Genomic DNA, 18,692 nt, shown 5'->3' on the forward strand with positions numbered 1-18,692 from the left:
CGCGATGGACGGTCGACGTCGACAGCCCGGATTCGGTAGCAGGGCCTATGAACTGACCGACGAGACGCCGGTGTACGTCATCTCGGTCGCGGCTCAGCTGTCCGGTCTGCACCCGCAGACCCTGCGGCAGTACGACCGCCTCGGTCTTGTCTCCCCGGACCGCACCGCCGGCCGCGGCCGGCGCTACTCGGCCCGTGACATCGAACTGCTCCGGCAGGTGCAGGCGCTGTCGCAGGACGAGGGCATCAACCTGGCGGGTATCAAGCGCATCATCGAGCTGGAGAACCAGGTCGCGGCGCTCCAGCAGCGCGTCGCGGAGCTCTCGGCGGCGGTGGAGAGCGCGGCGGCGGCGATGCAGCAGCGTGAGGCGCAGGTGCACGCGTCGTACCGGCGCGATCTGGTGCCGTACCAGGATGTGCAGCAGACGAGCGCGCTGGTGGTGTGGCGGCCGAAGCGGGACCAGTAGCAGGCCAGTCGGACAACGGCCCTCCCCGCGACCGCGGGGAGGGCCGTTGTGCTGTGTGCCGTACGGCTCACTCCTCCGGCGCCGGCTCCCCGGGCTCGGTGGCGGTGACATAGCCGCCGGGGACGGTCTGCCAGGGCAGTGCGTTGCCGTACGTGTCGACGGCCACGACGAAGAACGCCCAGGTCTCGCCGTCCGGTACGGGCTGGTAGAGGAACTCCGAGGTGCCGGCGCCGAGGTACTCGGTCGTCACGACCTCCAGGACCGTGCCGTCCTCGTCCTCGTGGACGCGGGCGCGGCGCAGCTCGTAGCGCAGGAGGTCCGGCTCAAGGCTGTCGTTCCAGTCGACCTTGATGGCGCCGCCGTCGGTGAGGGCGGCGGTCAGGCCGGTGACGGCGGCCGGTGGGTCGGAGTCGCCGGGCCGGGTGAAGGTGACCTGGTTGGACCGGGGCGACTCCACGCCGTCGACGTTCACCTGGGTGATGACGTAGTGGTAGGTCGTGCCGCGCTCCAGGTCGCCCTCGTCGACGCAGGACCTGGTCAGATGATCCACCCGGCAGGTGGTGATCGGGGTGGCGCCGGCCGGGACGGGCGACCCGGTGGAGCGGTAGACGCGGATGTCCCTTCCGCTGTCCCCGGCGGGCACGGTCCAGCGCAGCTGTACGCCGTCCCAGGAGCCGTAGGGCTGAGCCGTAAGGGTGGGGGCGGAGGGCACCCGGTGGTCCCCGCGCCGGATCTCCTGGGTGGCGCTGCGGACGGACTCGTTGCCGTATCCGTCGAGGGCCTGGACCGCGTAGTGGTAGACGGTGTTGTCCTTGACCGCGGTGTCCGTGAAGGTGGGCGTCGGGCTGGTGCCGACCGCCTGCAGGAAGGACACGTCGGTGCCCCGGTAGACGCGGTAGGAGGTGGCGCGGTCGGATGCCGCCCAGCCGAGGGTGATGCCCTTGGCGGTGTCCGTGGCCGCCAGCCCCTCCGGTACGGCGGGGTCGGGCAGATCGGTGGTGACGGCGTACTTGGCGCCGCCCAGGGGCGATTCGTTGCCCGCCTTGTCGACGGCCGCGACGGCGTAGGAGTACAGCCGTCCGTTCGCCAGCGGCACGTCCGTGAACGAGGTGCCGGTCAGCAGGGCGGGACCGCTGACGGTCTGCCAGCTGCACGGCTCCGTGCAGCGCTTGACCCGGTATCCGGCGATGTCCATCTCGCGGTTGCGGGTCCAGGTGACGGTCGGCCGGTACGTCGTGGCCGAGTACGCGGTATTCCCGCCCGTCGGGGCGAGCGGCTTGACCTTGTCGGCCGCGGCGGTGGTGACCGGGTTGTACGCGAAGCCGATGTTGGCCGCGCCGGTCCAGGCGGCGAAGTCGACCTGGAGGGTGTGGCGGCCCTTGGGCATGGTGAGGTTGAGGGTCCTCGTCTGCGTGGTGCTGACGTTCTTCCAGGCGTCGATCCTGCGGACGCCGTCGACGTAGACCCGTACGCCGTCCTGCGCCGCGGCGGTGAGGGTGAACGGTCCGCCCGAGCCGAAGTCGCGGGCGGTGGTCCAGCGGACGGAGAAGTTGTCCTTGGGCAGGGTGGTGCCGGCGGGGGCGCCGGTGCCGTACTTCTCGTTGATGGACGTGTCGCACACGGTCCGCCTGGGCGTGCCGGTGAGGGTGGTGTTGGCGTAGTACGAGGCCTTCCACACGCCGTCCGCGCAGGTGACGGTGGCGGCGTGGGCGGTGGCCGGCAGGGCAAGTGCGGCGGAGGCTGCGCCGATGGCGGCGGCAGCCGTCGCGCAGGCAGCGCGGAGACGCTGATGCATGAGTATCGGGAGGTCGCTCTCGGTCCGGTGGGAGCGTGGGGGCGGCGCCAGGGGCGTGGGGGGAGCGCCGGGCGTGATGATCGCATGCCGGTGGGCCCGCTGTCAGCACCGATGGCGCAGGTCAGGGGAGGAGCTCTGCCGCCGGTCCGGGCCGGCCCGGCCGCCCCATCGGCTCCGGGGCGGCGGTGGGCTGATACATGGTCAGTGGTCCTGCTGCTCCAGGATTCCGGAGTGGTCCTGCTCCAGGATCCCGGACTGGGCGATGAGATAGCCGAGTTGCGCACGCGAACCACTGCCGAGGGCGGAGGCGAGCTTGGCTATGTGGGCGCGGCAGGTGCGGACGTTCATGCCGAGGCGGCGCGCGATCGCCTCGTCGACATGGCCTTCGATGAGCAGTTTGGCGATGGAGCGCTGGACGCCGCTGATGCCGTCGGGGACGGGGGCGTACGCGACGACTTCCTCCTCCCACGGTATGCCGTGCAACCAGAACTGGTCGAAGACGCCGACGAGGTACTGGACGAGGCCTTCGTGCCGTAGTTCGAGGGCGACACGGCGGTCGCTGCGCGCGGGTACGAAGGCAACTTTCCGGTCAACGATGATCAGCCGGTCGATGATCTCCTCGAGGGTGCGCACCTCGAGGCCGAACGGGGAGATCCGTTCCACGTAGGCCAGCGTCGAGGAGTGGTGGCGGGCCGTGTGCTGGTACAGGGTGCGCATCCGGATGCCACGGTCGAGCAGGGGCTCGACGCGGCGGAGGGCCTCCTGCAGGATGTGCGGTCGGCGACCGCTGCCCGGCTGCACCGTGAGCATCTCCTCGGTGCACTCGGACGTCACGCGGTCGAGCGTCGCGTTGATGAGTTCGAGGCCCTCCAGAACGGTGATCGCGCTGGTCGAGGGCGGATCCTGGGCGGTGATGGCCATGAATGGCTCAAACGTGTCGGCCAGCGCAATAGTGCGCTGCCGCCGCTGCTGGATCTCCCGCTCTATTGGGTGTATCAGCTGATTGAGCGCGATGGACGGAGCGACCGGCCGCAGCAGTTCCGGATCGTCCGGATCCGGGTGCAACAGTGCGAGATCGACGAGGCAGGGAGCGGCCCCGATCTCGGACCGGGTCGTCCGTCCCGTGCGCAGAGCGGCCGCGTAGAGGTCCTTGCCGGCCGGGCAGAGCTCATCCGGACCATGCTGATGTCGGTGATCGCCCCTCTTTGACATCATTTGCACCCCCCTCAGGGTCCTGAATTACAGGAACATGATGCCTGCCTCCGCTGGTGGAAGCGTTCTGAGTGAGCCATCGTCTTAGGCGCGGGGGAGGAGGTAAGGACCAAAAGAGGTGGAGATCGGTCATGACCAGGATGGTTCGCGCACTTAGCGCTATAGCCGTTGCGGCTGCTCTCGGTGCTCTCGGTGCTCTGGGCGGCAGCGAGGAGCCCTCGTGGGACACTGCACCGGCGCTCAAGGTGATCGCGGCTCCAGGTGAGCCTTCATGGGACATCGCTCCGGCTGGTACCGACGCATGAGCGTTCCCCCGGACGACCGTGTCTTCCGGCGTGAGATGGCGACCGCGTACCGATCCGGGTGGCACTTCATCGATCTCGTCACGGCCATCCCCCACCGTGGTGATTCGTTGATGGTCACTCTCTTCGGGGAGCCGATCGTCGTCGCCCGCGAGGACGACGAGGACGTCCGCGCCTACCGGTGCCTTCGCCGGCCCCGGGGAGCCCCACGACCCGTTCGCTGTGCCATCAGGTACGGAATGATCTTCGTCAACCTCGATCAGCGTGACCATCAGCTGGTCGAGCCAGAGACCACCACCGCCACCCCCCGCAGTGCCTGAGCGGTTCCCCCGTCGTTCAAGATCGCTCAGGCGCTTCCCCCACACAGCGGCGCCATCGTGGACCTGAAACACGATGGCGCCGCTGTGCTTTGCTCTTTCTCCGGGGCCGACGCCCCCTTCTCCGGGGCCGACGCCCCCGGTCAGGCCCGGCCCATCGCGCGGGTGAGCGCGATCTCGATGACCACCCGGTCCGGGTTGGGGGCCGGGGTGCGTCCGTAGCGCTCCGCGTAGCGGGCGACGGCGTCCGCGACCACCTCCGGCTCCGTACGGACCGTGGCGCGGCCCTCCAGGGTCGCCCAGCGACCCTTGTCCACCTGGCAGACGGCGACCCGTGCCCCCTCCGAGCCCGCGGCCAGCACGTTCGCGACCTTGTGGCTGTGCTTGTTGGTGATCACGCGGGCGATGCCCTTCTCGCCGCCCTCCGGGTCGTAGGTGACGCCCACCGCGACGACGTGCGGGCTGCCGTCGGGACGCGGGGTCGTGAGCGTGCACATGTGGTACTCGCGCCAGAAGCTGAGATAGGACGTGTCGGGGTGTCGCGGGTCGATGGCCATGCCCGGAACCTACCTGCGGGCGGCTTCGGCGTACTACCCTGACAGTGCCTTGAGTGGAATAGGCTCAACTTTATGTACGTTGTGTGAGTCAAAGGCGATTCGGAGGAGGAGAGACCGCACGTGGACGCAGAGCTGACCAACAGGAGCCGGGACGCGCTCAACGCCGCCACCACCCGGGCCGTGTCCGAGGGGCACCCAGACCTGACCCCCGCGCATCTGCTGCTGGCACTGCTCGCGGGCCAGGACAACGAGAACATCACCGATCTGCTGGCCGCGACCGACGCGGACCAGGCCGCGGTACGGTCCGGGGCGGAGCGGGTGCTCGCCGACCAGCCCAGCGTGACCGGGTCCACCGTCGCCCCGCCGCAGCCCAACCGCGAGCTGCTCGCCGTCATCGCCGATGCCGCGCAGCGCGCCAAGGAGCTCGGCGACGACTACCTCTCCACCGAGCATCTGCTCATCGGTGTCGCCGCCAAGGGCGGGCGGGCGGGCGAGGTGCTGTCCCGGCAGGGCGCCACCGCGGAGAAGCTTCAGGAAGCGTTCGAGAAGGCAAGAGGAGGGCGCCGGGTGACCACACCCGACCCCGAGGGGCAGTACAAGGCCCTGGAGAAGTTCGGCACCGACCTCACGGCAGCGGCGAGGGACGGAAAGCTCGACCCCGTCATCGGCCGTGACCACGAGATCCGCCGCGTCGTCCAGGTCCTGTCGCGCCGCACCAAGAACAACCCCGTGCTGATCGGTGAGCCCGGCGTGGGCAAGACCGCCGTCGTCGAGGGCCTCGCCCAGCGGATCGTGAAGGGCGACGTCCCCGAATCGCTGCGGAACAAGCGACTGGTCTCCCTCGACCTGGGCGCGATGGTTGCGGGTGCGAAGTACCGGGGCGAGTTCGAGGAGCGCCTGAAGACCGTCCTCTCCGAGATCAAGGAGAGCGAGGGCCAGATCATCACGTTCATCGACGAGCTGCACACCGTCGTCGGCGCGGGCGCCGGCGGCGACTCCGCGATGGACGCGGGCAACATGCTGAAGCCGATGCTCGCGCGCGGGGAGCTGCGCATGGTCGGCGCCACGACGCTCGACGAGTACCGCGAGCGGATCGAGAAGGACGCGGCGCTGGAGCGGCGCTTCCAGCAGGTGCTGGTCGCCGAACCGACGGTCGAGGACACGATCGCGATCCTGCGCGGGCTCAAGGGCCGTTACGAGGCCCACCACAAGGTGCAGATCGCGGACAGCGCCCTGGTCGCCGCCGCGACCCTGTCCGACCGGTACATCACCTCCCGCTTCCTGCCCGACAAGGCCATCGACCTCGTCGACGAGTCCGCGTCCCGGCTCCGTATGGAGATCGACTCCTCGCCGGTCGAGATCGACGAGCTGCAGCGCTCCGTCGACCGCCTCCGGATGGAGGAGCTCGCGCTCTCCAAGGAGACCGACGAGGCGAGCAAGCAGCGCCTGGAGAAGCTGCGCCGCGACCTCGCCGACAAGGAGGAGGAGCTGCGCGGGCTCACCGCACGCTGGGAGAAGGAGAAGGAGTCCCTCAACCGTGTCGGTGAGCTGAAGGAGAGGCTCGACGAGCTGCGCGGCCAGGCCGAACGTGCCCAGCGCGACGGTGACTTCGACACCGCGTCCAAGCTGCTGTACGGGGAGATCCCCACGCTGGAGCGGGAGCTGGAGGCGGCCAGCGAGGCCGAGGCCCGGCAGGAGGCCGCGAAGGACACCATGGTCAAGGAGGAGGTCGGCCCGGACGACATCGCGGACGTGGTCGCCTCCTGGACCGGGATCCCCGCCGGCCGGCTGCTGGAGGGCGAGACCCAGAAGCTGCTCCGCATGGAGTCCGAGCTCGGCAAGCGGCTCATCGGCCAGACCGAGGCGGTACGGGCCGTGTCGGACGCGGTGCGCCGCTCGCGGGCCGGTATCGCCGACACCGACCGCCCGACGGGCTCCTTCCTCTTCCTCGGCCCGACCGGTGTCGGCAAGACCGAACTGGCGAAGGCCCTCGCGGACTTCCTCTTCGACGACGAGCGGGCGATGGTCCGCATCGACATGAGCGAGTACGGCGAGAAGCACAGCGTCGCCCGCCTGGTCGGCGCGCCTCCCGGTTACGTCGGCTACGAGGAGGGCGGCCAGCTCACCGAGGCGGTGCGGCGCCGGCCGTACAGCGTGGTGCTGCTCGACGAGGTGGAGAAGGCGCACCCCGAGGCCTTCGACATCCTGCTGCAGGTCCTCGACGACGGCCGGCTGACCGACGGCCAGGGCCGGACGGTGGACTTCCGCAACACCATCCTGATCCTGACCTCCAACCTCGGCAGCCAGTTCCTGGTCGAGCCGCTGACGAGCGAGGAGGAGAAGAAGCAGCAGGTCCTGGAGGTCGTGCGGGTCTCGTTCAAGCCCGAGTTCCTCAACCGACTGGACGACATCGTCGTCTTCTCGGCCCTGTCGAAGGACGAGCTGGTGCATATCGCCGAGCTGCAGATCGGGCGCCTCGCGAAGCGGCTCGCCGAGCGCCGGCTGACCCTGGACGTCACCCCGGAGGCACTGGAGTGGCTGGCCGAGGAGGGCAACGACCCGGCCTACGGCGCGCGGCCCCTGCGCCGTCTCGTCCAGACCGCGATCGGCGACCGGCTCGCCAGGGAAATCCTCTCGGGAGAGATCGAGGACGGCGACACGGTCCGTGTGGACCGCTTCGAGAACGGCCTGATCGTGGGCCCCGCGCAGTGACGCCCCGGGGCGCGGGGCTCCGTCCCGCGCCCCGGCCCGGCGCAGAGATCCGGACACGTCGTGCCGAAGGCCCGGCGGGGGTTGCCAGCCCCCGCCCGGGATGGGGGAGGATGGCCGTATCCGTACGAAGGGAAACACCCGGTGAGCATCGACCCGTCCTCGATTCCGAATTTCGGGGGCCAGCCCCAGCCTCAGGCCGCAGGACCGGCGGGCCCGGTCATCCCCGACCAGGACCTGGTCAAGCAGCTTCTCGACCAGATGGAACTGAAGTACGTCGTCGACGACGAGGGTGACCTCGCGGCGCCGTGGGAGGAGTTCCGTACGTACTTCATGTTCCGCGGCGAGGAGGAGCAGCAGGTCTTCTCGGTGCGGACGTTCTACGACCGTCCCCACGCGCTCGAGGACCGGGCGAAGATCCTCGACGCGATCGACGACTGGAACCGCCGCACGCTGTGGCCGAAGGTCTACACGCACACCCACGAGGAGGAGGGCCAGCCCGCCTCGGTCCGTCTCATCGGCGAGGCCCAGATGCTGATCGGCACCGGCGTCAGCCTGGAGCACTTCGTGTCCTCGACGGTCAGCTGGGTGCGCGCGGCGATCGAGTTCGACAAGTGGCTGGCGGAGCAGCTCGGCCTGGCCACGGCCGAGGAGAAGCCGGCGGACGAGAAGCCCGCCGACGAGGCCTGAGCGGGCCGCTAAGCCCGCAGCAGGACTCACAGCGCCATCGGGGCGAGCGTCAGGACGTACGCCCCGTAGCTGAACGACAGCCCGGCCAGGGCGACGATCACGGTGATCGCCGCCCTGGGCCGGGCTTTCGTCAGTGCGGACGCCAGCGGCAGCAGCAGCGGGAACGCCGGCAGCAGGAAACGCGGTTTGGACTCGAAGAAGCCGGATCCACCGACCGTGATCACCACCAGTACCGCGGTGTACACGAACAGCGCAGGCGGCGGCCGGTCCAGCGTGAACAGGGCGAAGAGCAGTACCCCCGCGCCGGTGATCACCAGTGCCATCGGGAAGCCGAAGTAGGCGGGCTCGGTCACGATGCTGCGCACCACCTCCAGCGAGCCGCGCCCCAGGTCGAACCGCGACGTCCAGCCGCTCTGCACCGCGAAGTACCCGCCGAGCGGATCGCCCTTGCGCACCCCCACCCACAGCAGATAGCCGAGCCACCCGGCGGGCGCCAGCACGGCAGCCGCCCAGATCCTGCCCCGGCCGGCGGCCGCCGTGCCGCGCCGCCGCCACAGCTGCCGCCCCGCCATGACGCACACCGCCGCCGCGACCGCGATGCCGTTGGGCCGGGTCAGTCCGGCGAGCGCCGCCAGCGTGGCGGCCCACATCCAGCGGCCCGTCAGCAGCGCGTACAGCGACCACGCGGCGAACGCCGTCAACAGCGGCTCGGTGTACGCCATGGACAGCACGATCGAGTGCGGCAGCAGCCCCCACAGCAGCACGACGAGGGTCGCGACGGTCCGGCCGTGCAGCCGCTCGACGACCGCGTAGATGCCCCACGCCGCGGCCCCCGCGGCGATCCACGACAGCACCAGACCCGCCGTGCCCCCCGCCACCGGGACGACCGCCGTCACGGCCCGGACGAGACCCGGGTAGAGCGGGAAGAACGCCAGGTCGGACTGGACGGCGCCGTCCGGCCAGTACAGCGTCCGCCCATAGCCGTGCGCGGCGATACGGGCGTACCAGTCGGAGTCCCAGGAGGTGGCGAGCAGTGCCCTGGGGGACTGGCCGATGTGCCAGGCCCACAGCGCCAGCAGCACCATCCCGGTGAGCCGGGCCGCCGCGAACAGCCCGAGCGCGGGGGCGGCCCGGAGCAGGGCGGCACGCAGCGGCGGAACGGACCGGGAGGTGTCGACGGGCGGTGCTGTCTTGTCGCAGGTCTCGGCGGACAGGGGGCACCTCCGTGCGCGCGCGTGATCGGTCAACCCGACCATCGTCGGCGCACGTACGCGGCGCGAGCTCTGGGCAGCCGCCCGGGTGGAATGCGCGCGCGGGCCGCCGCGTGCACGCGTGTCGCCGTGACAGCGGCCTGGTCAGCCGCTACGGGGTGCCGGTGCGGATCGTGCCGGGCCGATCCACAAGGCGCTCCCGGTCCGCAGTCCCGGCCCGCGGTCCCGGTCCTCGGTCCCGGTCCGCAGTCCCGGTCCGCAGTCCCGGTCCTCGGCCCCGGTCCGGGGCCTTCAGCCCGCCGCCAGACCCTTCAGCCGGGAGACCGCCTCCTCCAGCACCTCCACCTGCTTGCAGAAGGCGAACCGCACGAAGGGCGCGCCCTGTTCGCGGTGGTCGTAGAAGACGGCGTTCGGGATCGCGACGACCCCGCAGCGCTCCGGCAGGGCGCGGCAGAACGCGAAGCCGTCGTCCTCGCCGAGCGGGCGGATGTCGGTGGTGACGAAGTACGTCCCGGCCGGCCGGTAGACCTCGAATCCGGCCGCTGCGAGCCCCGAGCCCAGCAGATCCCGCTTGGCGCGCAGATCGTCCCGGAGCCCGTCGAAGTACGTCTGCGGCAGCGCGAGCGCCTCGGCGACCGCGTACTGGAAGGGTCCCGACGACACATACGTGAGGAACTGCTTGGCCGAGCGCACGGCGGTCACCAGCGGGGCGGACGCCGTCACCCAGCCGACCTTCCAGCCGGTGAACGAGAACGTCTTGCCGGCCGAGCCGATGGTGACCGTGCGCTCGCGCATCCCGGGGAAGGACGCGATCGGCGTGTGCGCGCCGTCGAAGACCAGGTGCTCGTACACCTCGTCGGTGACGACCAGCAGATCGCGTTCGACGGCGAGCGCCGCGACGGCCGCCAGCTCCTCGTGGGTGAGGACGGTCCCGGTCGGGTTGTGCGGGGTGTTGAGCAGAATGAGGCGCGTGCGGTCGGTGACGGCGTCCCGCAGCTCGTCCAGGTCCAGGTGGTACGCCCCGTCCCGGGGGCGGAGCGTCACCGGTACGCGCGTTCCGCCCGCCATCGCGATACAGGCGGCGTACGAGTCGTAGTACGGCTCCAGCGCGATCACCTCGTCGCCGGGCTCGACGAAGGCGAGCAGCGCGGCCGCGATCGCCTCGGTCGCGCCGGCCGTGACCAGCACCTCGGTGTCGGGGTCGTGGCCGAGGCCGTACCGCTCCTGCTGGTGACCGGCGATCGCGGTGCGCAGCTCGGGGACACCGGGGCCGGGCGGGTACTGGTTGCCGCGGCCGTCGCGCAGCGCGCGCACCGCCGCCTCCCGCACCTCCTCCGGTCCGTCGGTGTCCGGGAAGCCCTGCCCGAGGTTGATCGAGCCCGTCCGCACGGCCAGCGCGGACATCTCCGCGAAGATCGTCGTCCCGAATGCGGCGAGGCGGCGGTTGAGGAGGGGGCGCGCGCTGGAGGTCATGGCGGCCATCCTGCGCGCAACCTCTGGACTAGCTCAAGTCTGCTTTGGGCCGCCCGGGCCGGGGGCATCCCCCAGGCACACCAGAAGCAGCCTCGCTTCGGGGGACGAAGGAAAGGTGAGGTCGATGGAATTCATTCTCATCGTGCTCGTGCTGATCACGGTCGTCGTGCTGGCGAACGCCGCCTCGGTCAGGAGCGCGCGCCGGCGGAGGTCGGGGCGGAGCAGCGGGAGCGGCGGGAGCAGCTGGTGGGCCGGGGGCGGCGGCGACGGTGGGGGTGGCTGCGGCGGTTCGTCGTCGTGCGGTGGCAGCAGCAGCTGTGGTGGCGGTGGCGGTGGCGGGGGCGGCTGCGGCGGGGGCGGCGGCAGCTGAGGCAGTGGCGGAGGCGGCTGACACGGGGCAGCCGGTCCGCCTGACCGAAGGCGCCCGATGGGACGAACTCCCGTCGGGCGCCTTTCTGTTGACGCGCGATGCACGTATCAGGCGTGGTTGTGCACCGTCTCGATGGGTTTCTGTTGAACAGTTGAACCGTCAGGCCCCCGAGGGGATGGAAACCACGTCAACTTGGGTAAAAGCGCTGTGAGTGCCGCGCACTTCATGATTCCCTCGCTGTTGAGAACATCCAGCCCTCGGGCCTCCTGCGGACCCGAGCAGGCGATCCATCCCCATCTCCTCTGTGCATCCTCCGAGGCGCCCCGGATCGCCCTGTCAATCCCGTTACACGTGCTTTGCGGAGCCGACCCATGCTCACGACCCTGAAGACCTCCTACACCGATACCCGCGCGGCCGATCTGGCCTGGGCGCTGGGTCGGGAGCCGCTGCCCGCCCTTGCCGCGCTCGACCTCGAACTGGCGGGCGCAAAGCTGCAGTTGAGACTTCTGGGCGCCTCGCATCAGGTGCTGCTCGAGGAGGATCGCGGCACCTGCTCCGAGACCGTCGCCTGCATGCCGGGCAGCAGCACTCCGCTGCCGCTGGGGGTCGCCAAGCGCCTCGGGGAGTGGGACTACGAGTTCGCGGCGCGTGTCGAGACGCTGTCGAAGGGCTCGTTCGCGGGGCGCGCGCAGGAGCTCCTCGCGCTGGTCGCGGACCATCCGAACGGGCTCGCCGGTACGTTTCCCGGCTCGCCGCACGCGTTCACGGCGATGGTGGCGCAGCGGCTCGAAGGCCAGGTGCGGTGGCGGACTTGGCACGCGTACCCGCAGGAGGGCCAGCTCGTCGTGACCCGTACACGCGTCGGCGCACGAATGCCCGCTGCGCGCTGAGTCCATGCATCTCTGCGGCATTTTGCGGCAGTTGCACCCATGTGGGTGACATGATGCGACGGATGCGTGACGTAGCGTTACGACATGATCGACCCGCCAGTGACAAAACCGGTCCAGGGCGGGGTGCGGCTGCCCGTCCGTCCGGGGGCGGGCCGGTTCCTCGTCCTCCTCGTGGTCTTCGTCTGCGCCGCCTGCGGACTGGTGTACGAGCTCGAACTCGTGGCCCTCGCCTCGTACTTGATCGGTGACTCGGTCACCCAGGCCTCCGTGGTGCTCTCCGTCATGGTCTTCGCGATGGGTCTCGGCTCCCTGCTCGCCAAGCGGATGCGCTGCCACGCGGCCGTCGGCTTCGGTCTGGTGGAGGCGGCACTCGCGCTGATCGGCGGCTGTTCGGCGCTCGTGCTGTACGCGGCGTTCGCCTGGCTCGGCGAGGCGCGGTACGCGCTGGTGGCGTTCTCGCTCGCCATCGGCGTACTGATCGGCGCGGAGATCCCCTTGCTGATGACGCTGATCCAGCGGGCGTCCCGGCGCGGTGGCCGGGCCGACGAGGATGCCGCGGGCACGGTCGCGGACCTGTTCGCGGCGGACTACGTGGGCGCGCTCGTCGGCGGGCTCGCCTTTCCCTTCCTGCTGCTGCCGTGGCTCGGCCAGCTCACGGGCGCACTGCTCACCGGCGCGGTGAACGCGGTGGCGGGCGGGGCTCTCGTGCTGTGGCTGTTCCGGCGGGATCTGTCGGCGCGGGAGCGCTGGTGGCTGCTCGCGGCGAATCTGACGGTGCTGGCCGTCCTGGCCACCGCGACCGCGCTGGTGGCCGACTTCGAGGCGGCCGCGCGCCGGGCGGTGTACGGCGAGCCGGTGCGGGTCGCCGTACGGACCGAGGTCCAGGAAGTCGTGCTGACCGGGGCGGAGCACGGTCCGGTCGATCTCTTCCTGGACGGCCGGCTGCAGGTCAGCGGGGGCCGCGAGGGCCGGCACCACAGGGCGCTGGTGAACCCCGCGATGAGCCGGGGACCGCACACACGCGTGCTGATCCTCGGCGGGGGCGACGGGCTGGCGGCGCGCGAAGTGCTCCGGCACCCGGGAGTGCGGTCGGTGACCGTCGTCGAGCTCGATCCCGGCATGGTGCGGCTGGCCCGTACGGACCCGGCGCTGGCGGCGCTCAACGGGCATGTGTACCGGGACCCGCGGCTCAAGGTCGTGTACGCGGACGCCTTCCGCTGGCTGAGGGGGCCCGAGGCGGCGCAGAGCGCGTACGACGTGGTGATCTCGGACCTGCCCGATCCGGGCGAAACGGCTAGCACCAAGCTGTACTCACAGGAGTTCTACGGTCTCGCGGCGGGTGTCCTCGCGGACGGCGGGCGGCTCGCGGTGCACGCCGGACCGCCGGCGGAGGGGTCGCGTACGTACTGGACCGTGGAGTCCACGATCCGCGCGGCCGGGTTCGCGACCCGCCCGTACCGCGCACCGGGCCCGCCCGACCGGGGGTTCGTCCTCGGGGTCCTCGCGGTGCGCGGCACCCCGGCGCCCGCGCCGGGGCCCGGGGTGGTGGGCATGGAGCGCGAACGGCCGCGGGGTGTGCCGCCGTCGACGCTGCTGCGCCCGCGGTACGCCGAGTGAGCGCCGTGAACTGTGCCGGTTCCGCGCAGAAGGGCGCAGAAGGGCGCAGAAGGGCTCCGTCCGGGCCCGGGCTGAGTAGGCTCGGTTCCCATGGAGCATGAGGTGTTCGTTCCGGTTCCGGCAGAGACCCTCCGGCAGACGCTGGCCGACCCCGCACGCGTCGCGCGCTGCGTGCCAGGGCTCCAACAGGACGCCGACGCGTCAGCGGGCCCGCTCGCCGGCCGGCTGAAGATCCGCGTGGGCGGCCACACCATCACCTACCGCGGCGCCCTGCGGATCACCGAGCAGGGCGGCGACTTCGCGGTCGAGGGCGAGGGAACCGAGGCCCGCGGTACGGGCTCCGCCAAGCTCGCCCTGACGCTCCGCCTCACCCCGGTCGAGGGCGGCACGACCCTCACGTTCACCGGAACGGCACACGCCGACGGGCGCCTCGCGGAGGCCGCCCCCACCACGGCGCAGCAGGCGGCGACGCGCCTCCTCGACCGTTTCACCTCCTCCCTCGTGTCCGCGGGACCGGACGTGGGCGGTGGCGACGAGGCGCCCGACGTCTCGGGCACGCCCGAGGGCGACACCCCGACGCGGGACGCGGAGCCCGGCCCCACCGGAGCGCCGGCGGAGCACGGGGCCGGTGCCGGTGGCACGACGGATGCGCAGGGCGACCTGCCCGGCTCGTCCGTGGGTGACTCCGGCGCGGAGGCGGTGGAGGCGGGGGACGCGGCGGAGGCGGTGGACGCGACGGACCAGTCGGCGCAGGCCGGCGGTACGGCGGACGATGCGGCTGCGGCGTCGGCGGACGGCATGTCCGGCGACGCAGACGACGAGGACGACGGCGCCGCGTCCGTGTTCGATGTGGATGTGCCGTCGTCGGCGTTGGATCCGCTCGCCGATGAGGGGTTCGGTGCGGGCGACGAGCCCCCGGCAGAGGCGGCACACGCGCGGCGGACGATGATCGGGCGGAGCGCGGAAGAGGTCGACCATGCGCCGCCGCGCGGGCGGTACGCGCCGGTTCCGCCGCCTCAGGCCGCCGCAGCGGGCGGCACGCTGCGCTGGGTCGCGCCGGCCGCCGCGCTCGCGATCGCCTCCGCCGTGGTGGTCGGACGCGCCCTGCGACGCCGCAGGTAGCGTCCACAGCGCCAGTAGGGTTCGGGTGTGAGTAGCGAAGAGAGCGTCCGGCTCACCGCCGGAGACGTCGAGTTGACCGTGGACCCGGCGAACGGCTGCCGCATCAGCAGCTTCCGTATCGGCGGGACCGAGCTGCTGCGGCAGGGCGAGCACTACGGCTGCTTCCCGATGGTGCCGTGGTGCGGACGGACCGCGAACGGCCGCTTCAGCACGGGCGGCGTCACCCACGAGCTGCCCGTCAACTCGCCGCCGCACGCCATCCACGGCACTGGCCGCGACGCTGCCTGGCGCACCGCCCGCACCGGTCCGGCCGAGGCCGTGTTCACCTACGTACTCGGCGATCCCTGGCCGTACACCGGAATCGTCACCCAGATGTTCGTGCTGACCGAGGACTCCCTCACGCTCCAGCTCGGCATCGAGACGTACGACGTGTCGTTCCCCGCCCAGGCGGGCTGGCACCCCTGGTTCCTGCGCAACGCCTTCCCCGGCGGCAATCCGGTCCAGCTGGACTTCATCCCCGACTGGCAGGAGGAGCGCGGCGAGGACCACCTCCCCACCGGGCACCGGATCGGTCCCACTCCCGGGCCCTGGGACGACTGCTTCGGCATGGAGGACGGCGTCGACGTCACCCTCACCTGGCCGGAGCACCTGGAACTCACCGTGAAGAGCCGCGCCCAGTGGGTCGTCATCTACGACGAGCTGGAGGATGCGGTCTGCGTCGAGCCGCAGTCCGGCCCGCCGAACGGGCTCAACACCCTCCCGCGTCTGGTCACGCCCATCGACCCCCTCGAAGTCGCCACGACGTGGAGCTGGCGGAGGCGGGCCTAGCCCGGCAAGATCCGGAAGACAGGCCCTAAGCTGCTGAGCATGACTGACGTACGCGCTGAGCTGCTCCAGCAGATCAAGGACAAGGCCGTGGTGCACGGCAAGGTGACCCTCTCCTCGGGTCGTGAGGCCGACTACTACATCGACCTGCGCCGGATCACGCTGGACGGCGAGGCCGCACCGCTGGTCGGTCAGGTCATGCTCGACCTGACCAAGGAGCTGGACTACGACTGCGTGGGCGGCCTCACGCTGGGCGCCGACCCCGTCGCGACGTCGATGCTGCACGCCTCGGCCGCCCGCGGTGAGCGCCTGGACGCCTTCGTCGTACGGAAGGCCCAGAAGGCGCACGGCATGCAGCGCCGGATCGAGGGTGCCGACGTCAAGGGCCGTCGCTGCCTCGTCGTCGAGGACACCTCGACGACCGGCGGCTCCCCGCTGACCGCGGTCGAGGCGGTTCGCGAGGCGGGCGGTGAGGTCGTAGCCGTGGCGACGATCGTGGACCGTGGCGCCGCCGGTGCCATCGCCGAGGCCGGGCTGAGCTATCTGACCGGCTACCGGCTCGCGGACCTCGACCTCGACTGACACCGGGCGCCGGTCACAGTTTGACCTGCGGTTTCTCTGGGCGGCGGGAGTTTCACGTGAAACGTCCCGCTCTCACACCTGGAGCCCCTCTCGGCGTCTGGAAAGATAGGTGCGACGATGACGTCGCCCCCAGGTCAGGGCCAAGCAACTCAAACCGCACATCACAAGGAGCGGACAGATGCCCATCGCAACCCCCGAGGTCTACAACGAGATGCTCGACCGGGCGAAGGCAGGCAAGTTCGCCTACCCGGCCATCAACGTCACCTCGTCCCAGACCCTGCACGCTGCGCTGCGCGGCTTCGCGGAGGCCGAGAGCGACGGCATCATCCAGATCTCGACCGGTGGTGCGGAGTTCCTGGGTGGCCAGTACAGCAAGGACATGGTGACCGGCGCGGTCGCCCTCGCCGAGTTCGCGCACATCGTCGCCGCCAAGTACGACATCACCGTCGCGCTGCACACGGACCACTGCCCCAAGGACAAGCTGGACGGCTACGTACGTCCGCTCCTCGCGGTCTCGGCCGAGCGCGTTGCCAAGGGCCAGAACCCGCTCTTCCAGTCGCACATGTGGGACGGCTCCGCCGAGACCCTCGCCGACAACCTGGCCATCGGCCAGGAGCTGCTGGCCCAGGCCGCCGCCGCCAAGATCATCCTTGAGGTCGAGATCACCCCGACCGGTGGCGAGGAGGACGGCGTCACCCACGAGATCAACGACGAGCTCTACACCACCGTCGAGGACGCCATCCGCACCGCCGAGGCGCTCGGTCTGGGTGAGAAGGGCCGCTACCTGCTGGCCGCGTCCTTCGGCAACGTCCACGGTGTCTACAAGCCGGGCAACGTCGTGCTCCGCCCCGAGCTGCTCAAGGACCTGCAGGCCGGCGTCGCCGCCAAGTACGGCAAAGCCGACCCGTTCGACTTCGTCTTCCACGGCGGCTCCGGCTCCACGGCCGAGGAGATCGCCACCGCGCTGGAGAACGGCGTCGTGAAGATGAACCTCGACACCGACACCCAGTACGCCTTCACCCGCCCCGTCGCGGACCACATGTTCAAGAACTACGACGGTGTGCTGAAGGTCGACGGCGAGGTCGGCTCGAAGAAGACCTACGACCCGCGCAGCTGGGGCAAGCTGGCCGAGGCGGGCATGGCGAAGCGCGTGACCGAGGCGTGTGCGGCGCTGCGCTCGACGGGCACGAAGCTCAAGTAAGCGTTCATGGTCCGACGGGCCCGGCACCACCTCGGTGCCGGGCCCTCGGCATGTCCTTCGGAGGATCATCGTGGAGCACGGCTACGAGCACGGCTACGAGCGCGGCTACGACGACGAGTACGACTTCGACAGTGCAGTCGACCGGCGCGGCACCGCGTCTGTGCAGTGGGACGGTGTCGCCGATCGCTTCGGAGTGGACGGGCTGCTGCCGTTCACCATCTCCGACATGGACTTTCCCTCGCCGCCGCAGGTGCTGGACGCGCTGCGGGAGCGCCTCGCGCACGGGGTGTTCGGGTACACGGACTGGCGGCTGGGCGATTTCCGCGAGGCGATACGCGAGTGGTACGCGACGCGGTACGACACCACGCTCGACCGGGAGCGGATCGTGTACGGGCCGTCGGTGCTCAACCAGCTCTCGCAGCTGCTGCGGATGTGGACGGAGCCCGGTGACGGCGTGGTCGTGCACACCCCCACGTACGACGGTTTCCGCAAGGCGGTCACCGGTCTCGGACGGGAGCTGCGCGGGGTGCCGGTGGGTGACCCCGTGGGTCTTGAGCGGGAGCTGGCCCGGCCGGACGCGAAGGTCCTGATCCTGTGCTCGCCCCACAACCCGACGGGGCGGGTGTGGACGGAGAACGAGCTGGTGGAGACGGCACGGCTGGCGGAGGCGTACGGCGTCGCCGTGATATCCGACGAGATCCACGCGGACTTCGTGCACGACGGGTACCGGCATCTGCCGTGGACACGGTTCGCGCGTGACGGGCGGTGGGCGGTGATCACGTCCGCGTCGAAGGCCTTCAACTTTCCCGCGCTGACGGGTTCGTACGGGATCATCGGCGATCCGGAGGAGCGTGCGGCGTTCATCCGCCGCATGGAGACGGGTGAGGGGCTCGCCTCGCCGTCGGTGCTCTCGCTGACCGCGCACATCGCCGCGTACAGGGAGGGCGCGGCATGGCTGGACGCGGCGCGGGGGTACGTCGCCGGGAATCTGGCGATGCTGGCGGAGCGGCTGGACTCCGCGTTCCCCGCGCTCGGCTGGGAGCCGCCGCAGGCCGGGTATCTGGCGTGGGTCGACCTGCGGGCGCTGGGGGTGAGCGGCGACGCGCTGCAGCGGGAGCTGATCGAACGGGAGAAGGTCGCGATCATGCCGGGCGCGGTGTACGGAGCGGAGGGTTTCGTCCGCCTGAACCTGGGCTGCCCCCGGTCCAAGGCGGAGGCGGGCACGGACGCGCTGATCCGCGCGCTGTCCCGGCTGACCTGACGGGGCGCCTCTGTGCGCGGTGGCGCCGGGCCCCGAAGCGGTCCGGCGCCGCGGGGGCTCGATGTGTACCCGGTACCGCGGGGTCGGCTTCG

The 18,692-nt window shown here is 70.9% G+C and carries 17 protein-coding genes; 12 read left to right on the forward strand and 5 right to left on the reverse strand.

The genetic code is table 11. The annotated features are described in order from the left end of the window. Positions 1–4: 4 nt before the first annotated feature. Entirely contained in the window at positions 5–466 is a 462-nt protein-coding gene (locus AC0699_RS21375) for a heat shock protein transcriptional repressor HspR (protein ID WP_453667316.1), read from the forward strand. Positions 467–533: 67 nt separating this feature from the next. On the opposite strand, the gene AC0699_RS21380 is transcribed toward AC0699_RS21375, so the two are convergent. Then, a complete protein-coding gene (locus AC0699_RS21380) occupies positions 534–2,261 on the reverse strand; it encodes a fibronectin type III domain-containing protein (RefSeq protein WP_478662481.1) in 1,728 nt (575 codons plus the stop codon). Between the two features lie 201 nt (positions 2,262–2,462). Continuing rightward, a complete protein-coding gene (locus AC0699_RS21385) occupies positions 2,463–3,476 on the reverse strand; it encodes a helix-turn-helix transcriptional regulator (RefSeq protein WP_478662482.1) in 1,014 nt (337 codons plus the stop codon). 298 nt (positions 3,477–3,774) lie between these two features. Between AC0699_RS21385 and AC0699_RS21390 the strand changes: the two genes are divergently transcribed. After that, a complete protein-coding gene (locus AC0699_RS21390; protein ID WP_453668623.1) occupies positions 3,775–4,095 on the forward strand; it encodes a (2Fe-2S)-binding protein in 321 nt (106 codons plus the stop codon). A 140-nt stretch (positions 4,096–4,235) separates the two neighbouring features. Here the strand turns inward: AC0699_RS21390 and AC0699_RS21395 are convergent, their stop codons facing one another. Continuing rightward, on the reverse strand, positions 4,236–4,649 hold the full coding sequence (locus AC0699_RS21395) for a pyridoxamine 5'-phosphate oxidase family protein (RefSeq protein ID WP_453668725.1): 414 nt from the start codon (positions 4,647–4,649) through the stop codon (positions 4,236–4,238). A gap of 120 nt (positions 4,650–4,769) precedes the next feature. Here AC0699_RS21395 and clpB point away from each other — a divergent pair, with 120 nt between their 5' ends. Continuing rightward, the gene (gene clpB / locus AC0699_RS21400) at positions 4,770–7,361 is read left to right on the forward strand and encodes an ATP-dependent chaperone ClpB (RefSeq protein ID WP_478662484.1); all 2,592 of its coding nucleotides are present in this window, start codon (positions 4,770–4,772) and stop codon (positions 7,359–7,361) included. Between the two features lie 141 nt (positions 7,362–7,502). After that, the gene (locus AC0699_RS21405) at positions 7,503–8,048 is read left to right on the forward strand and encodes a type III secretion system chaperone family protein (protein WP_478662487.1); all 546 of its coding nucleotides are present in this window, start codon (positions 7,503–7,505) and stop codon (positions 8,046–8,048) included. A gap of 26 nt (positions 8,049–8,074) precedes the next feature. Here the strand turns inward: AC0699_RS21405 and AC0699_RS21410 are convergent, their stop codons facing one another. Together AC0699_RS21410 and AC0699_RS21415 are read right to left on the reverse strand one after the other, a co-directional pair. Then, positions 8,075–9,295: a mannosyltransferase family protein gene (locus AC0699_RS21410; RefSeq protein WP_478662490.1), complete on the reverse strand. Its 1,221-nt coding sequence runs from the start codon at positions 9,293–9,295 to the stop codon at positions 8,075–8,077. Between the two features lie 255 nt (positions 9,296–9,550). Next, entirely contained in the window at positions 9,551–10,741 is a 1,191-nt protein-coding gene (locus tag AC0699_RS21415) for a pyridoxal phosphate-dependent aminotransferase (protein WP_478662492.1), read from the reverse strand. A 115-nt stretch (positions 10,742–10,856) separates the two neighbouring features. On the opposite strand from AC0699_RS21415, the gene AC0699_RS21420 reads away from it, so the two are divergent. The 8 genes from AC0699_RS21420 to AC0699_RS21455 all read left to right on the forward strand — a co-directional run bounded on the left by AC0699_RS21420 (position 10,857) and on the right by AC0699_RS21455 (position 18,600). Continuing rightward, complete coding sequence (locus tag AC0699_RS21420; RefSeq protein WP_478662495.1) at positions 10,857–11,102, forward strand: hypothetical protein; 246 nt, start codon at positions 10,857–10,859, stop codon at positions 11,100–11,102. Positions 11,103–11,473: 371 nt separating this feature from the next. Then, a complete protein-coding gene (locus tag AC0699_RS21425) occupies positions 11,474–11,992 on the forward strand; it encodes a DUF2617 family protein (protein WP_478662496.1) in 519 nt (172 codons plus the stop codon). Between the two features lie 84 nt (positions 11,993–12,076). Then, entirely contained in the window at positions 12,077–13,609 is a 1,533-nt protein-coding gene (locus AC0699_RS21430) for a polyamine aminopropyltransferase (RefSeq protein ID WP_478662500.1), read from the forward strand. 90 nt (positions 13,610–13,699) lie between these two features. Then, a complete protein-coding gene (locus AC0699_RS21435; RefSeq protein ID WP_478662502.1) occupies positions 13,700–14,731 on the forward strand; it encodes an SRPBCC family protein in 1,032 nt (343 codons plus the stop codon). Positions 14,732–14,758: 27 nt separating this feature from the next. After that, positions 14,759–15,559: an aldose epimerase family protein gene (locus AC0699_RS21440; protein WP_478662503.1), complete on the forward strand. Its 801-nt coding sequence runs from the start codon at positions 14,759–14,761 to the stop codon at positions 15,557–15,559. Positions 15,560–15,598: 39 nt separating this feature from the next. After that, positions 15,599–16,138 carry an orotate phosphoribosyltransferase gene (gene pyrE / locus AC0699_RS21445; protein ID WP_478662506.1) on the forward strand — a complete coding sequence of 180 codons (540 nt, stop codon included), beginning with the start codon at positions 15,599–15,601 and terminating at the stop codon, positions 16,136–16,138. Positions 16,139–16,316: 178 nt separating this feature from the next. Then, positions 16,317–17,339, forward strand: a complete 1,023-nt coding sequence (fbaA, locus tag AC0699_RS21450) for a class II fructose-bisphosphate aldolase (protein ID WP_478662507.1) — start codon at positions 16,317–16,319, stop codon at positions 17,337–17,339. 70 nt (positions 17,340–17,409) lie between these two features. Beyond that, positions 17,410–18,600 carry a MalY/PatB family protein gene (locus tag AC0699_RS21455; protein WP_478662509.1) on the forward strand — a complete coding sequence of 397 codons (1,191 nt, stop codon included), beginning with the start codon at positions 17,410–17,412 and terminating at the stop codon, positions 18,598–18,600. Positions 18,601–18,692 lie beyond the last annotated feature (92 nt).

Source organism: Streptomyces sp. NPDC043870 (genome assembly GCF_056435785.1).

Excerpts from the sequence above, each read along its gene's own strand:
- AC0699_RS21375 (WP_453667316.1), top strand. The coding sequence starts at position 5 with ATGGACGGTCGACGTCGACAGCCCGGATTCGGTAGCAGGGCCTATGAA.
- AC0699_RS21380 (WP_478662481.1), bottom strand. The coding sequence starts at position 2,261 with ATGCATCAGCGTCTCCGCGCTGCCTGCGCGACGGCTGCCGCCGCCATC.
- AC0699_RS21385 (WP_478662482.1), bottom strand. The coding sequence starts at position 3,476 with ATGATGTCAAAGAGGGGCGATCACCGACATCAGCATGGTCCGGATGAG.
- AC0699_RS21390 (WP_453668623.1), top strand. The coding sequence starts at position 3,775 with ATGAGCGTTCCCCCGGACGACCGTGTCTTCCGGCGTGAGATGGCGACC.
- AC0699_RS21395 (WP_453668725.1), bottom strand. The coding sequence starts at position 4,649 with ATGGCCATCGACCCGCGACACCCCGACACGTCCTATCTCAGCTTCTGG.
- AC0699_RS21415 (WP_478662492.1), bottom strand. The coding sequence starts at position 10,741 with ATGGCCGCCATGACCTCCAGCGCGCGCCCCCTCCTCAACCGCCGCCTC.
- AC0699_RS21420 (WP_478662495.1), top strand. The coding sequence starts at position 10,857 with ATGGAATTCATTCTCATCGTGCTCGTGCTGATCACGGTCGTCGTGCTG.
- AC0699_RS21425 (WP_478662496.1), top strand. The coding sequence starts at position 11,474 with ATGCTCACGACCCTGAAGACCTCCTACACCGATACCCGCGCGGCCGAT.
- AC0699_RS21430 (WP_478662500.1), top strand. The coding sequence starts at position 12,077 with ATGATCGACCCGCCAGTGACAAAACCGGTCCAGGGCGGGGTGCGGCTG.
- AC0699_RS21435 (WP_478662502.1), top strand. The coding sequence starts at position 13,700 with ATGGAGCATGAGGTGTTCGTTCCGGTTCCGGCAGAGACCCTCCGGCAG.
- pyrE (WP_478662506.1), top strand. The coding sequence starts at position 15,599 with ATGACTGACGTACGCGCTGAGCTGCTCCAGCAGATCAAGGACAAGGCC.
- fbaA (WP_478662507.1), top strand. The coding sequence starts at position 16,317 with ATGCCCATCGCAACCCCCGAGGTCTACAACGAGATGCTCGACCGGGCG.